This is a genomic window from Paenibacillus sp. J2TS4, assembly GCF_018403245.1.
Lineage (GTDB): Bacteria > Bacillota > Bacilli > Paenibacillales > NBRC-103111 > Paenibacillus_L.
In genome coordinates, this window is the sequence record NZ_BOSH01000003.1 from 141,971 (window position 1) to 155,684 (window position 13,714).

The following is a 13,714-nucleotide window of genomic DNA, read 5'->3' on the forward strand; positions in this document are numbered from 1 at the left end:
CTGTGCAACCGAAAAAAAATATAGTTCATTTACCGGTGTACCAACCGGGTAAACCTATGGAAGAAGTTAAGCGGGAGTTGGGTTTGACTGAGGTCATCAAGCTGGCCTCCAACGAGAATCCGTTCGGATGCTCCGAGAAGGCTAAAGAAGCCATTGCCGCCGAGATTGCCAATACAAGCATTTACCCGGACGGCGGGGCCGTTCAACTGACCGAGGCTTTGGCTAAGCAGCTTGGAGTGGAGCCGAATCAGATTATTTTTGGAGCAGGTTCTGATGAAGTGATTTTAATGATCGCGCGTGCTTTTTTTGAGGCTGGAGATGAGACGGTCATGGCTTCTCACACATTCCCTCAATATAAGCATAACGCGGAAATAGAAGGAGCTGTCTGTATTGAAGTGCCGCTTAAAGACGGCACTCATGATCTGGACGCCATGCTGGCCGCGATAACGGAACGGACCAAGGTGGTCTGGATCTGCAATCCGAACAACCCAACCGGCACTATGGTCACTCATGACCAAGTGGCCGAATTCATGGACAAGGTGCCGTCTCATGTGCTGGTCGTCCTGGACGAGGCTTATGCGGAATATAACATGACCTCCGAATATCCGGATGTGTTCCAATTGTTAAGTACTTATAAAAATCTTATTTCCTTACGCACATTTTCCAAAATTTACGGACTCGCTTCGCTTAGAATTGGCTATGGTGTAGGACATCCCGAGGTTATTCGCTCTATCAACCAAGTGAGAGAGCCGTTCAACACTTCCCGCTATGGGCAGGCGGCCGCTCTGGCAGCTATTCATGATCGATCCTTTATTAACCGCTGCAGAGAAGTCAATGCGGCGGGTATCCGCTATTTAACGGAACAATTTGAGCGAATGGGGCTGTCGTTCTATCCGGCGCATGGCAACTTTATTATGGTGGAGGTGGGTCGCCCGGCGGCAGAAGTGTTTAACGGTCTCCTCCGACAAGGCTTTATTGTCCGTGGCGGACACCAATTGGACTTCCCTACCAAGATCAGAGTCACAGTGGGCAGTCAAGAACAGAACGAAAAATTCATTCAGGCGCTGGAACAAGTTTTGTCGGAAGTCGCCGCGGAAGTATAGAGTGTACTTATGACAGATAACGTAACGAAAATCGCCATTTATGGCGTCGGTTTAATGGGGGGCTCGCTTGCCCTTTGCTTTAAAGGAAAGCCTGGCTTATGGGTAACAGGCCATTCCCCTAATCCGGCGTCTGTTCAAAAATATTTGGAACGAGAAGTCGTGGATGAGGCGACCACCTCCTTCGAACAAGCTGCCCTGGGTGCTGATTTTATATTTCTGTGTGTTCCCGTAGGGAAATTAGAGGAATATTTAGACCGATTGATGACTCTGCCCTTGAAGCCCAGCTGCATCATTACCGATGTTGGCAGCACTAAAGCTTCGGTCGTGGCGAGCGCGCAAGAGCTTGGAATGAAAGAGGTTTATTTCATCGGGGGCCACCCGATGGCCGGCTCGGAGCGGTCTGGAGTGGAGGCCGCATCCAGCTATTTGTATGAAAATGCCTTCTATGTGCTCACTCCGTTGGAGGCGACGCCCGATGAGGCTTATCGGAGGCTGGAGGAGCTTTTGCGCTGGACAAGGGCGCATATTATCCGTATGGACCCTCGCCTTCACGATGATATTGTCGGCGCGATCAGTCACCTTCCGCATATTATCGCGGTGGCACTGGTTAATCAAATAGCGGCCTACAACAAATCCAATCCCCTCTATGAGAGTTTGGCGGCCGGAGGATTCAGAGATATTACCCGAATCGCTTCCAGTGATCCGGTTATGTGGCGGGATATATTGGTTAATAATCGGGAGGTTCTGCTCAAGCTGCTCAGAGATTGGAACGATCAGATCGATCGTTTTACAGATATGCTCGAAGCGGCTGATGGCCCCGGGATTGAACAGGAGTTTATCCGGGCCGGACAGTTTCGCAGCCAATTGCCGGAAAGGCGCAAAGGCGTTATGACGTCGCACTATGACCTCTACATCGATGTTCCTGATCATCCGGGGATTGTCGGGAATATTGCCGGTCAGTTGGGAAGCGAAGGGATCAACCTGCGCAATATCCAGATTATCGAGAGCCGTGCCGACGTTCCCGGAGTGCTGAGACTTTCCTTTGGCAATGAGAAAGATTTTGCGAAGGCGGCAGAGCTGCTGAAAAAAAAGTATACGGTTCATTATTAATCATCCGGTCTTCACCAGTCTTGCTAACCTCATACTCAAGATTTAATAAACCGTCTTATAAGGCGGTTTATTATATTTATGCTTGATTAATTTCTGACGTTGCATTGGAAGAGATAGCTGGAAGATAGATTCAAGAGCTTGGGGCCGGCCTCAAAAAAATTAAAACGTTTACAAAAAAACCATTGACAGAATGTAAACGGATTCATATAATAAAAGTACAGTATGGTTTCTCTCCACTCCTATCCGAAATATTGCACTGTGTGCAGCCGCCGATAATAATCGGCGGTATTTTTTTTTCATTATATATTATAAGTTCGGGGCTCCCCTCAAAGTAATGTATAACCCCCTTTCGAAGAAAAGTCAGGAAGACCGACCGCGATTAGTGGAAGGTTTAGACGCCGACCCTGTCTCGGTGCGGACGGAATACGCTTCGAAGGCACACGTCACTTTGCGGGGTTAATTTTGGCCTCTTTACTAAGTGCATTCAGGCTAGGAAAATTCCCCCTTGGATTTTTTTCTACATTTTTTTTAATTTTGTTGGCGAAAAAGAAGGAATTATTGGAGCAACCTCGAATACTTTATAGTCAGGTACTTATAGCTCCGGTTTTGTATAATGGGTTTCCCTAGTTTAAACGGCCATTCCCATAGTTTAAACGATTTATTATAATTGCTCTATCCGATTTTGAATGTGATTCCTTTCCGCATGCGAATAAAGCGTGGGATCGGAACATTTTGTCATTTTTGCGGAAGTACAGCGTAAGTATTTAATCGGATGTGCGCAACTTTTTCATACCCAGCAGAGTACAACATGTTAAGGGCTGGGATTAACGAACGAGGATCGCAAGGAGGATCGTTTGTAATGACCGATTCCCAGTTAATTAGAGAAATTAAGGACGGAAACGTAGAACTCTATGCAGAATTGATGCAGCGGTATGAACGCAAAATCTACGCTTTTGTGTTTCATATGCTTAAGAGTGCCGGATTGGAAGCGATGGCCGATGATTTATGCCAGGAGTCCTTCTACAAAGCCTACCGGAGCTTGTCGACTTTTCGCGAAGTGGAGGCATCCTTTTCCACCTGGTTATATACGATTGCGCGGAACACGGTGCTAAGCGAGCTTCGCAAGCATAAGACGGTCAAAGTATCTTTGGAGCAAAGCGGGCATACGCCGCAGGCTGCTTCAGATACGCTTCCCGAGCAGACAGCCCTGCGTAATGAGAAGGTTTCTATGGTGCGCAAAGCCATTAATAATCTTCCGGATAAGCAGCGATCCGCTCTTATTTTACGGGAATACGACCAGTTGGATTATCAGGAAATCGCCAATATCCTTGGCCAGACGGTCAGTGCCGTGAAGTCGCTCCTGTTTCGTGCAAGAGCCAGTGTCAGACTGCAATTAGAGCCGTACGTTCTTGATCCCATCTTGACTGATTGTGAAGGGATGAATCGTTAATGAAATGTGCTGACATTCAGGAATGGCTAGAGATGTATACAGAACTTCCTGAAGAGGATGAACGACGATTGCGTGTGGAGGAGCACGTCAAGCATTGTACGGATTGCGAGCAAGAACTAAAAATATGGATCGATAGCGCTGAATGGATTGCTGAGGCGGAGATGTCCAACCAGGTCCGTGAGGCGGCTGTCGAACGATCGGAATATTCCAGTCAAGTCATGACCCGGATTTATGAGCAGGAATCGTGGAGATTGCCTGTCTCTGATCGGATTTACTCCATTTCTTATAAGGTCAGACGGAAGCTGACCGCATTTATCTCGTTCTGTTTGGCTTTATTTATGTTCAGCTTTTTGTATTCCCTGGTCAATCGGGAATCACCGGATAGTCAAGCGGACAGCGGAGTTTTTGGATTCCATCAGGCGGTCAGCGCGGCAGGCAATTCTGCCGAGCCTTCCATGCATTTGCAATCTCTGTCATCTAACGTGTCCTACGGGAAGATGGTAATCGAACCGCTCAAGCTTGGGCCCATCCAATCGTACCCTGATTATTTTTTGGTCGTTTCTTTTCTTGGGCTCATTGCTGCCTTGCTAATTATGAATTGGCTGTCTAGAACCAGAGCCTAACTTCAACAATGTTATAGATCATGACGCTCTCTACTTTGGGGGCGTTATTTTTCTTTCATGGAATAGCTTCGGTGTTTTGTGAGAATTCAAAAATCAGCTTTTTAGCACCGGGAAGATTTGAACAGCCTGTATGAAAATGAGGCGTTTGATTTTTATTCATTCGCCAGAAGGAATATGTTGTCAGAAACCGTTCATACTAACAAAAAAAGGGTGAACGGGGGCTTGCCGAAATGAATCTGGCAGATATGTTAAGTTATGCGGATATTAGGGAGTTGAGCAAAATTGCCAATACCTATTCCTGCGAGTGCAGCACCAATTCCAAAAATGAATTAATTCAATCGATTCTGTCCAGCGTTGGGCGTAAAGACGTGTTTGAACGACAGGTCGTCGAGCTCTCTTTGGAGGATATCCGCTTTATTAATTCCTTGCTGTTTGAAAGGCGAGATTTATTCAGCCTGGAGGAATTGCTGGCCCGGGTAAATCAGACCCGGTTTATGAAAGAAGAGGATTCCGAATGGAATCCGCGGGAAATGATCGCTAAATTTAAGCAAAGAGGCTGGCTATTTAACGGTCATTCCCAACAAACGAAGTATTTGTTTCAAGTTCCTCAAGATTTAAAACGGAGAATCGGGGACGCCCTGGCCAAGCAATTTGCCGCCAGATTGCACTATACACAGGCCGATCCTTCGGTTTACCGGGACGAGCAGTCTCTATTTAGTGCTGACGTATCTTCTTTTTTGCGTTATTTATTCCAGCAGGACGTCCAGCTGTCTGCCGATGGATATATTTATAAGCGGAACCTGCAGCAGATGCTGGACAGTTTGGCCGTTCAGGAGGAACCTATTGGCCGAACGGCATGGAGGTTTGGTTATGGACGGCGATTTAAGGAGTATCCGGATCGCTTCTCACTTTTGTACGACTATTGTTATTTCCATCATTTGATTTCCGAGGAGGGGCAGCAGCTGGAGTTGACTCCCGAGGGCCGAAAGCGATTGGAGCAAGGCGGTACGGAGGATGTCCGGTCGATCTACCAATTCTGGCTGAAGCTTTATAAGAGTGCTGTACCTAACCTGCAGGCGATTGTACAATGGATAGACAAGCTGGCCGCCTCATGGGTGACCGTAGACTCATTGCAGGAAGTGCTCGTTCCTTTAATTAAACCATTCTATTATGACTCCGCAGAGTCTATACTGAACAACCGGATAATCCGTATGATGATGCATATAGGCCTGTTAAAAATCGGAGAAGAGGATGGATGCGGTCAGGTCATCATGCTGACCAAGCTGGGCAGCGGAGTAATCAAGGGGACCTATGTACGCGAGGAAGAGAAAATCGACTTGCCGATTGACAAGCCATAGCGGGATTGCTACAATCACTCCCGAAATCATAATATGGGATTGAGCTAAATACCGGTCTTGACGTGGCAGAATTGGAGGGAAGCGAATGAAGCATGATTATCGGGGGATTTTTCCGGTATTGCATCCAACCGTATTTATAGCGGAAGGAGTTCACATTATCGGGGATGTAACGATCGATGAAGAATGCAGCGTATGGTACAATACGGTTTTGCGGGGAGATCTGGCCCCTATCCGGATAGGGAGACGAAGCAATATTCAGGACGGCTGCATCGGACATGTCAATACCGGTCAGCCGTTGCTGGTAGGTGAAGAAGTGTCCGTAGGACACGGGGCGATCATCCATGGCTGCGAGATCGGCAACGGATCATTGATTGGTATGGGGGCTATACTGCTCAACGGGGCTCAGATCGGCGAGTACTCCATGATTGGGGCCGGGTCCGTCGTAACGGAGAATAAGATTATTCCCCCCTATACCTTATCGTTAGGAACGCCTGCGAGAGTCGTTCGGGAACTGACAGAAGCCGATCTGGAACGGATGAAGAGAACGATGCAGGGCTATGTGGAAAAAGGAAAAGAATACAGGGAGGGGAAGGGCTTCCATGAAGTTTAGTGAAATTGAAAAGGAGCAATGGGAGGAACTCAAGCCGTATTTGGATACTTGCTTGCTGCCGATTACCGGATTAACCGGCGATGAGACCCCCTGGCAGGCAACCGACGCATTGGAGAAGCTGAGAGATACAATGGATTGGATTGAAATTCCCTACAAAGGAAGAATTGTTACCTATCCCGCCCTTCATTATATGGGTGAGGCGGAATCATTCGTCGAACAGATTAATACGGTATGCAAAAAGCTTAAGGATGTCGGCTTTCACTATCTTATTCTAATATCCGCCGACCCGCGGTTAAATGATCATTACTTCGAGGAAGCGGACTTATTTATTTCTGCTAAGGAAGCCAAAAACGGCCGCGGCGGAATTGGCCAATTGATCGAAACCTGCTGGGCCCGCACTCCAGATTCTGAGAAACCGATGAATGAGAAAGGCTAATCGGGAGAACGATAAAAGGGATTCGATCGAATATGTGACAAATTCGTTAATTATTTCTTTATTCCCTATAAAACCACCGGGCAACGGACAAGTATCGTTCTTGACGCCCCCATGGTCGTGAGCTATTATAGGTTATGTCCTAGTATATTATGTAATGACTTGTCGATTGCGACGTGAGATATATGGCTAAAGGGGGTAGAACCAGCACATGAGCGAGAACAAAGATCAGGAAACCCAATTTCCAGTGAAGCAGACCGGACCTAAACGCGAAATGTCACGCCGCCAATTCCTGAGTTATGCACTCGGGGGTACGTCCGCTTTTATGGCTGCCGGACCGTTGATTCCAATGATCCGTTTTGCTGTCGATCCAATTTTGCAGCCGAAAGGGGAAGCCGATTGGGTCAAGGTAGTGGAAGAGAGCAAAATTCAGTCCGAGCCTCAATCCTTCAAATTCACTGTTAATCAGGTGGACGGATGGTATGAAAGTACGCCGACCATTGAAGCCTGGATTGCCAAGGATGATTCCGGCGAAATCTTTGCTTTGAATCCAACCTGTAAGCACTTGGGCTGCACGGTCAACTGGAATAATCCGAAGTTTCCTAATGAATACTATTGTCCATGTCATGACGCTCACTATACGAAGTTAGGTAAGAACCTTGCGGTGGCGCCTGCACCATTGGACCAGTATGAGGTCAAAGTCGATGGCGGCTTCGTCTATTTGGGCAAGCTGCATCCGAACGAGTTAGTCTAATAAGGAGGCGTGCTATTAAATGCTGAAAAGTGTTTATAACTGGATTGACGAACGCCTTGACATAACACCGATGTGGAGGGATATAGCGGACCATGAAGTTCCGGAGCACGTTAACCCTGCGCATCACTTTTCCGCTTTCGTCTATTGCTTTGGCGGATTGACGTTCTTTGTTACGGTAATTCAAATTTTGTCCGGCATGTTCTTGACCATGTACTACGTGCCCGATATCGTTAATGCGTACAATAGCGTTGATTACCTGCAGCATCAAGTGGCGTTTGGTGTTATCGTCCGCGGCATGCATCACTGGGGTGCCAGTCTGGTTATCGTCATGATGTTCCTACATACTCTCCGGGTATTCTTCACAGGTTCGTATAAGAATCCTCGTGAGATGAACTGGGTAGTGGGAATGCTAATTTTCTTTGTTATGCTTGGTCTTGGTTTTACCGGTTATCTCCTGCCATGGGATAACAAAGCATACTTCGCTACACAAGTAGGTATTAAAATTGCGGAAAACGCACCTTTTATCGGAGAATATGTCAAGACGTTCCTGCAAGGGGGCGACATAGTCGGGACCCAAACCTTAGCAAGATTCTTCGCACTGCATGTATTCTTCCTGCCAGCTGTATTGTTAGGCCTGATCGCGGCTCACTTCTTTATGATCCGCAGGCAAGGAATTGCAGGTCCGCTATAAGGTGAATTCGAATAAGTCCACTTTATCAGCACCGAGAAAGTTGTGCGAAGCCGAAGAAGGAGGGGTAAAGCGTGGCCCATGGTCCTAAATCTAATGAAAAGATAATATATGTCGGCGATTCGCGTATTCGCAAAAAAGAATTCCGACCGGATCCGCAAGATTATACCTCTTATCCCGGTAAATCGGAAGCGTTCATCCCCAACTTCTTATTGAAGGAATGGATGGTTGCGGTCGTCTTTTTGGTAGGCATCCTGGTCCTGGTCATGTCAGAACCGGCGCCGCTCGGTTATCCTGCCGATCCGACGAATACGGCGATTATTCCGATGCCGGACTGGTATTTCTTATTTATGTATCAATTGCTTAAATATCCGTATACTTCTGATCAATATGTAGTGCTCGGAACGATTATTGTGCCTGGTATTATGTTTGGCGGTTTGTTATTGGCGCCGTTCCTGGATACCGGCAAGGAAAGACGTTTCTACAGAAGACCGATTGCTTCTTCCTTAATGCTGGTTTCGCTTGCAGCCGTTACTTATTTGACGGTTTTCTCGTGGGATCACTATACGAAGGAGCTCGAGAGACAAGGACTCGTTCCGGACCATATTAAAGCGGAGGAAGAGAGGAAAGCGGCTAAGGAAGAAGGTCGCGAGCCTGATATCCGTAAGAAACCGGAAACCGCTGCGGTGCCTATTGTGGAACCAGACAGTGAAGGAGCCCAGATTTATGCGAAAGCTACTTGTCTAAGCTGTCACCAGGCCGATTTGAGCGGTGGCGCGATGCCTGCTCTGCTCGGAATCGGAGACAAGTACGACAAAGCCGGAATTCTTGATATCATCAAGAACGGTAAAGGCGGAATGGGAGCCCAATACGATGCGAATATCGCTCAAGGGCTGACCGATGCCGATATCGATACTCTGGCAGATTGGCTTGCTAAACAAAAAGCTCAATAAAATGTACTTTAAAAAACCTGACCTTAGCATTGATGAGGTCAGGTTTTTTTACCACAATCGAGTCTTTTCTCAAGACTTGTCCCTGTTGATATAGTATGGAGTAAGGAGGTGGCCGTTTGCCAAACGGACTCACTTGGACTACCCTGGTCAGTCGTTCCTTCCTGACCTCTCCATGGATGCTGTGGAGCTTGTTCTGGATCAACTGTTTAGGAACCGTATACGGCTATTATTGGTATTGGGAACAGCTTGTTTATACATTTGCCAACCGGCCCATCTGGATGATTCTGCTCGTTCCGGACAGTCCGACGTCCAGTTTGTTTTTTACCCTGGCTCTGATTTACTTGTTACGGGACATCAAAAAGGACAAGCCGACCCGTTCGCCTCTGCGCCGAATCATTGAGGTGGTTGCCGTCATCACTTCCTTCAAATACGGGATATGGGCCGTCGTGATGATATTTGCCGGAGCTTATCAAGGGGTGCCGATGGTTTGGCAGGATTGGATGCTGATCGGTTCACACCTGGGGATGGCCGTGGAAGCCGTTCTGTTTGCCCGATTTTTTCAGATACGTCCGATTTCGTGGTTGTTAGCAGCTCTATGGGTGCTTGGCAACGATTATGTCGATTATACGTATATTATCTACCCTTGGTTACCGAAGCCGCTGGAGGATCATATCGATGGGGTGGCTGCGTTTACCTGGGGGCTGAGCTGGTTTACTTTGCTTCTGTTCGGATGGATCGGATGGAGCAAAAAAAGACGCAAGTCTGGGTCTAAATAGGGACATCCCTCCATATCATGATGATAGGAGGGATGTCCTATGTTTATTAATGGACGAATAGCTGCTTTATTGATAGGATGTGTCATCGTGATCGTTGGCATGACCGGCTGTGGACAAGCCCAGCCGTCTCCGGACGATTCGTTAAACAGGCCCGATTCGCGGGAGATAGCCAAGCTGGAGCAGGTTAATCGGTTGGCGGACGACATGTATCGTCAGACCGCTTCCGGCGATATTGAAGGAGGCAAGGAGAAGCTGGCGGATATATCCGATCAACTGCCGAAGATCAAATTCGCAGGCATTGCCACACTGGAAGGGATGAACGCCTTGATCGACACCGTCGAACAGGCCAAGCGAACATTTAATTCCTTGCAGACTTCTCCGGAGGAGCTCATGCGTGAAACCGTCAAAATTCGCTTGGTGACTGATGCTTTAACTCATCCCAACGCTCCGATGTGGCTGGAATTCAATAAAGGGATGAAGTCCGAGCTGCGGCGAATGGAACTGGCTGCCGGGCGCCAGCAGAATGAAGAGCTGTCCGATTCGTTATGGAAGGTAGAGGAGCGATACGAGACTATACGCGCCTCCATTCTGGTCAGTCGCGAAGCAGCGGATGTCGAGAAGCTGGATTCATTGCTTGCTTTTATCAAGCATCAAATGCAAGCCTCTCCCATTTCCTATACAGAGGTTATGTCAGCAGTCAAATCGTTGGAAAGTACAATGGATGAAGTCTTCTACAATAATGATGATCGAACGGCCTATCTTCCGATGAGCGACGGCAAAGAGCCTATTCTCTGGTCGGCAGCGATGGGGGCGATCATTCTAACGGTTTTAGGCTTCGTTGCCTGGAAAATGTTCCACTCGGACAAAAGGTTCGCCCGAGTTCCCAGAGACCGCTGATCGATAAAATAGTTAGAAAAGAATAGGAGAGAAAGTACACTACTCCTCTTCTTTAAACCCTTCGCCCAGGACATCGTGCACATCGGTAACGATAATAAACGCAGAGGGAGCGACCATTTTAATGATCATTCTCAATCTTCGTGCTTCTTGGCGGGCAATGACGCAATATAATACTTCTTTGTTATTTTGCGAATAAGCTCCTTTGGCTGGGAAGATCGTCACCCCTCGTTCCAATTCTCTGGTGATGGCATCGGCCAAGGGCTTCGCATTCTCGGTTACGATAGTAAAAGCTTTGGCGGCGTAGGCTCCTTCGGTAATGAAATCAATCATTTTGGACGCTATAAAAACGACCACTATCGTGTAGAGCACTTTTTCCTTCGGAATATATAGTAATGAGGAGCCGATGACAAGGACATCGATGGCCAGAATGATCTGTCCCATACTCCATCCTTTATTCTTATTAATGATCCGGGCCAAAATATCCGAGCCCCCGGTAGTGCCGCCATAGCGAAAAACGATCCCGAGTCCGGTCCCCAAGGTGACTCCAGCATAAAGCGTAACGAGGAAGTAGTCGTGACCGGCCAAGGGAACGATCCAACCCGAGCCGATGAGCAGCTCCATGATCCACAGAAACAGGGAGAGGAATAAAGTTCCGAGCACCGTCAATGCCATGGCCTGATTGCCGAATATTTTCCAGCCGATTAGAAATAGAGGTACGTTAAGGATCAGGGTGGTGATGGAAGGGGGAATCCCGAGCGCGTAATTAATCAACAGAGATACGCCCGTCATGCCGCCTTCCATCAGTTCGTTGGGGATGACAAAATAGTGAAGACCAAAGGCATAGACGGCTGTTCCGAGCATTATGGGAAATAAGTTGCGGTAAGGAAGACTGAACTTCATCATAACCGGCTGCAAGCCTCCTCCGGGGTCAATGAACGATATGAGTTCATTATACCCTTTTTTTGTGGACTCATAAAAATCCAAAGGAAATTTAATCCACCGTCTTCCATGCCAGGTGCAAGGGACTTCGGATTTATTTTCCGCATATTTAAACGCGGTTGAGGGGTTATTTTAAAAATGATTTGTCTTCATGACCGCTTTGCGATAACATGTATTTTAGCTGGACTGCAATACTGCGCGGTTTCATGAAACCCCGCTATATCGACTGGTGGGAAAAGGAAGGGATTAGATTGGCAGAAAAAAGCTTAAAAGAAATACAGAACGAGGTGGATCGTTACATCTCTCAATTTAAAGAAGGATACTTCAGTCCTCTTTCGCTGTTGGCCCGATTGTCCGAGGAAGTCGGCGAATTGGCCAGGGAAGTGAATCATCAATTCGGAGAAAAGCCCAAAAAGCCGACAGAGGAAGAAAATACGATAGAAAATGAGCTTGGCGACCTGTTGTTTATTCTGATCTGCTTTGCTAACTCATTGGGTATTGACTTGACCAAGGCTCATGATGAAGTGCTGAACAAGTTCCAAACGAGAGATGCGAATCGATGGACTCCGATTAACAACGAAAATCAATAATACATATGCTGTACCATCACCTTTCATCCGTGAAGCATTAGGAAGGGATGGGAACGCATGAATGGACATAAAGCGATGCAAAAGGCATACGAGTCGATTCTCGCTCACGATTTTAATCAGGCCATTGCCTGGTTTGAGCAAGCGGTGGCGGCGGCTCCGGATCATGCGGAGTATCACTACCGGTTGTCGATATCCTGTATGCGCAGCAGCCGGTTCGCCCAGGCGGCTATCCATGCTGCGAAAGCGGCGGAGCTGGATCCGAATAACGAAGCGTATCGATCTCATCTGGAACGTCTTCAAGCTAAGGAAAATGTGGAGAAAGCACAAAATTTATTGGAAGAAGGCCGTGAAAAAGCTTATTTGTCCATCCTGCTGCTTAAGCAGGCTGTCAACTTGGATCCGTTGTCAAAGGAAGCCTATTTGCTGTTGGCTATGGCCTATGCTGATATTCAAGACTTCTGTTCGGCGTTGGAGGCCGTTACCGAAGCATTAAAGCTGGATCCATCCAATCCTTCTGGCATGGAGCTTAAGAAAGAATATGAACAACAGCTGCATCAATATTTGAAAAAATCATGGACGTTAAAGAAAGGCAAAGGTGAAATTAATGAATAAGCAAATTAAAGTAGCCGTGACAGGAGCGAGCGGCCGGATGGGCCGGGAAGTTGTGAAGATGGTGCTGGAAGATCCGGAGCTGCGGCTGGTCGCAGCCGTCGATCATTCAACGGAGGGACGGGATGCAGCGGAATTAGTGGGCAAGGAAGCTTGTGGAGTCCGCTTAACTAGAGATTTGGAGCTGGCGCTGGTAGAGGGGCAGCCCGACGTAATGGTGGATTTTACAATCCCTCAGTCAGTAATGGGAAATGCCCGCGCTGCCATTAAACATAAAGTGCGTCCCGTAATCGGGACAACCGGAATGAGTCCAGAAGATATCGAGGAGTTGGACAGGCTTTGCAAAGCGGAAGGCATTGGCGGCATCGTAGCCCCTAACTTCTCTATTGGGGCCATCCTGATGATGAAATTTGCAGCTCAAGCGGCCAAATATATGCCGCATGTCGAGATTATTGAATATCACGGAGATCAGAAGCTGGACGCTCCTTCAGGAACCGCAGTCAAGACAGCGGAACTCATTTCGCAGAATCGTCAGGAGCTGCGTCAGGGAAATCCTAACGAAGAAGAGACGATTGAGGGCAGCCGGGGAGGCTATTATGATGGGTTCAGGATACATAGTGTCCGTCTGCCCGGTGTTTTTGCCCAGCAGGAGGTTATCTTTGGAGGCTTCGGACAAACGTTAAAAATTCGCCACGATTCTTACGAACGTGCCGGCTATATGCCTGGTGTGAATCTGGCTGTCAAGAAAGCGTTGGAGCTGGACGGCATCGTATATGGCTTTGATCATTTTATTGAATAAGCGGGGATAATCTGCAGCGTCA

General features: G+C 47.7%; 16 protein-coding genes. 15 read left to right on the forward strand and 1 reads right to left on the reverse strand.

Annotated features, from left to right (window positions below; genetic code table 11):
- The first annotated feature begins 2 nt into the window (after window positions 1–2).
- From hisC to KJS69_RS08070, 12 genes are all read left to right on the forward strand, one after another.
- Window positions 3–1,103: a histidinol-phosphate transaminase gene (gene hisC / locus KJS69_RS08015; RefSeq protein ID WP_213583217.1), complete on the forward strand. Its 1,101-nt coding sequence runs from the start codon at window positions 3–5 to the stop codon at window positions 1,101–1,103.
- A gap of 9 nt (window positions 1,104–1,112) precedes the next feature.
- A complete protein-coding gene (locus KJS69_RS08020; protein WP_213583218.1) occupies window positions 1,113–2,213 on the forward strand; it encodes a prephenate dehydrogenase in 1,101 nt (366 codons plus the stop codon).
- An 859-nt stretch (window positions 2,214–3,072) separates the two neighbouring features.
- Window positions 3,073–3,663: an RNA polymerase sigma factor gene (locus tag KJS69_RS08025; protein ID WP_213583219.1), complete on the forward strand. Its 591-nt coding sequence runs from the start codon at window positions 3,073–3,075 to the stop codon at window positions 3,661–3,663.
- Window positions 3,663–4,286, forward strand: coding sequence for an anti-sigma factor family protein (locus tag KJS69_RS08030; RefSeq protein WP_213583220.1), 624 nt, complete (start codon window positions 3,663–3,665; stop codon window positions 4,284–4,286). Before KJS69_RS08025 ends, KJS69_RS08030 begins: the two co-directional genes overlap by 1 nt.
- A gap of 230 nt (window positions 4,287–4,516) precedes the next feature.
- The gene (locus KJS69_RS08035) at window positions 4,517–5,644 is read left to right on the forward strand and encodes a hypothetical protein (protein ID WP_213583221.1); all 1,128 of its coding nucleotides are present in this window, start codon (window positions 4,517–4,519) and stop codon (window positions 5,642–5,644) included.
- A gap of 85 nt (window positions 5,645–5,729) precedes the next feature.
- A complete protein-coding gene (locus KJS69_RS08040; RefSeq protein ID WP_213583222.1) occupies window positions 5,730–6,254 on the forward strand; it encodes a gamma carbonic anhydrase family protein in 525 nt (174 codons plus the stop codon).
- Entirely contained in the window at window positions 6,244–6,690 is a 447-nt protein-coding gene (locus KJS69_RS08045) for a DUF2487 family protein (protein WP_213583223.1), read from the forward strand. The genes KJS69_RS08040 and KJS69_RS08045 overlap by 11 nt, the downstream gene beginning before the upstream one ends.
- Window positions 6,691–6,898: 208 nt before the next feature.
- Entirely contained in the window at window positions 6,899–7,441 is a 543-nt protein-coding gene (locus tag KJS69_RS08050; protein WP_213583224.1) for a Rieske (2Fe-2S) protein, read from the forward strand.
- 19 nt (window positions 7,442–7,460) lie between these two features.
- Window positions 7,461–8,132, forward strand: a complete 672-nt coding sequence (qcrB, locus tag KJS69_RS08055) for a menaquinol-cytochrome c reductase cytochrome b subunit (RefSeq protein WP_213583225.1) — start codon at window positions 7,461–7,463, stop codon at window positions 8,130–8,132.
- A 71-nt stretch (window positions 8,133–8,203) separates the two neighbouring features.
- Window positions 8,204–9,082: a menaquinol-cytochrome c reductase cytochrome b/c subunit gene (locus KJS69_RS08060; protein WP_213583226.1), complete on the forward strand. Its 879-nt coding sequence runs from the start codon at window positions 8,204–8,206 to the stop codon at window positions 9,080–9,082.
- 116 nt (window positions 9,083–9,198) lie between these two features.
- On the forward strand, window positions 9,199–9,858 hold the full coding sequence (locus KJS69_RS08065; protein WP_249730424.1) for a DUF1405 domain-containing protein: 660 nt from the start codon (window positions 9,199–9,201) through the stop codon (window positions 9,856–9,858).
- Window positions 9,859–9,897: 39 nt separating this feature from the next.
- The gene (locus KJS69_RS08070) at window positions 9,898–10,755 is read left to right on the forward strand and encodes a sporulation protein YpjB (RefSeq protein WP_213583227.1); all 858 of its coding nucleotides are present in this window, start codon (window positions 9,898–9,900) and stop codon (window positions 10,753–10,755) included.
- A gap of 39 nt (window positions 10,756–10,794) precedes the next feature.
- On the opposite strand, the gene KJS69_RS08075 is transcribed toward KJS69_RS08070, so the two are convergent.
- Complete coding sequence (locus KJS69_RS08075) at window positions 10,795–11,658, reverse strand: YitT family protein (RefSeq protein ID WP_213583228.1); 864 nt, start codon at window positions 11,656–11,658, stop codon at window positions 10,795–10,797.
- A 287-nt stretch (window positions 11,659–11,945) separates the two neighbouring features.
- On the opposite strand from KJS69_RS08075, the gene KJS69_RS08080 reads away from it, so the two are divergent.
- Genes KJS69_RS08080 through dapB form a run of 3 tightly spaced genes read left to right on the forward strand, consistent with a single transcriptional unit; the run spans window position 11,946 to window position 13,692 of the window.
- Entirely contained in the window at window positions 11,946–12,284 is a 339-nt protein-coding gene (locus KJS69_RS08080) for a nucleotide pyrophosphohydrolase (RefSeq protein ID WP_249730425.1), read from the forward strand.
- 57 nt (window positions 12,285–12,341) lie between these two features.
- Entirely contained in the window at window positions 12,342–12,896 is a 555-nt protein-coding gene (locus KJS69_RS08085; protein ID WP_213583230.1) for a tetratricopeptide repeat protein, read from the forward strand.
- Window positions 12,889–13,692, forward strand: coding sequence for a 4-hydroxy-tetrahydrodipicolinate reductase (gene dapB, locus KJS69_RS08090; protein WP_213583231.1), 804 nt, complete (start codon window positions 12,889–12,891; stop codon window positions 13,690–13,692). The genes KJS69_RS08085 and dapB overlap by 8 nt, the downstream gene beginning before the upstream one ends.
- The last annotated feature ends 22 nt before the right edge of the window (window positions 13,693–13,714 follow it).

Excerpts from the sequence above, each read along its gene's own strand:
- KJS69_RS08050 (WP_213583224.1), top strand. The coding sequence starts at position 6,899 with ATGAGCGAGAACAAAGATCAGGAAACCCAATTTCCAGTGAAGCAGACC.
- KJS69_RS08040 (WP_213583222.1), top strand. The coding sequence starts at position 5,730 with ATGAAGCATGATTATCGGGGGATTTTTCCGGTATTGCATCCAACCGTA.
- dapB (WP_213583231.1), top strand. The coding sequence starts at position 12,889 with ATGAATAAGCAAATTAAAGTAGCCGTGACAGGAGCGAGCGGCCGGATG.
- KJS69_RS08025 (WP_213583219.1), top strand. The coding sequence starts at position 3,073 with ATGACCGATTCCCAGTTAATTAGAGAAATTAAGGACGGAAACGTAGAA.
- KJS69_RS08030 (WP_213583220.1), top strand. The coding sequence starts at position 3,663 with ATGAAATGTGCTGACATTCAGGAATGGCTAGAGATGTATACAGAACTT.
- KJS69_RS08075 (WP_213583228.1), bottom strand. The coding sequence starts at position 11,658 with ATGATGAAGTTCAGTCTTCCTTACCGCAACTTATTTCCCATAATGCTC.
- KJS69_RS08045 (WP_213583223.1), top strand. The coding sequence starts at position 6,244 with ATGAAGTTTAGTGAAATTGAAAAGGAGCAATGGGAGGAACTCAAGCCG.
- KJS69_RS08035 (WP_213583221.1), top strand. The coding sequence starts at position 4,517 with ATGAATCTGGCAGATATGTTAAGTTATGCGGATATTAGGGAGTTGAGC.
- KJS69_RS08070 (WP_213583227.1), top strand. The coding sequence starts at position 9,898 with ATGTTTATTAATGGACGAATAGCTGCTTTATTGATAGGATGTGTCATC.
- KJS69_RS08085 (WP_213583230.1), top strand. The coding sequence starts at position 12,342 with ATGAATGGACATAAAGCGATGCAAAAGGCATACGAGTCGATTCTCGCT.
- KJS69_RS08020 (WP_213583218.1), top strand. The coding sequence starts at position 1,113 with ATGACAGATAACGTAACGAAAATCGCCATTTATGGCGTCGGTTTAATG.
- qcrB (WP_213583225.1), top strand. The coding sequence starts at position 7,461 with ATGCTGAAAAGTGTTTATAACTGGATTGACGAACGCCTTGACATAACA.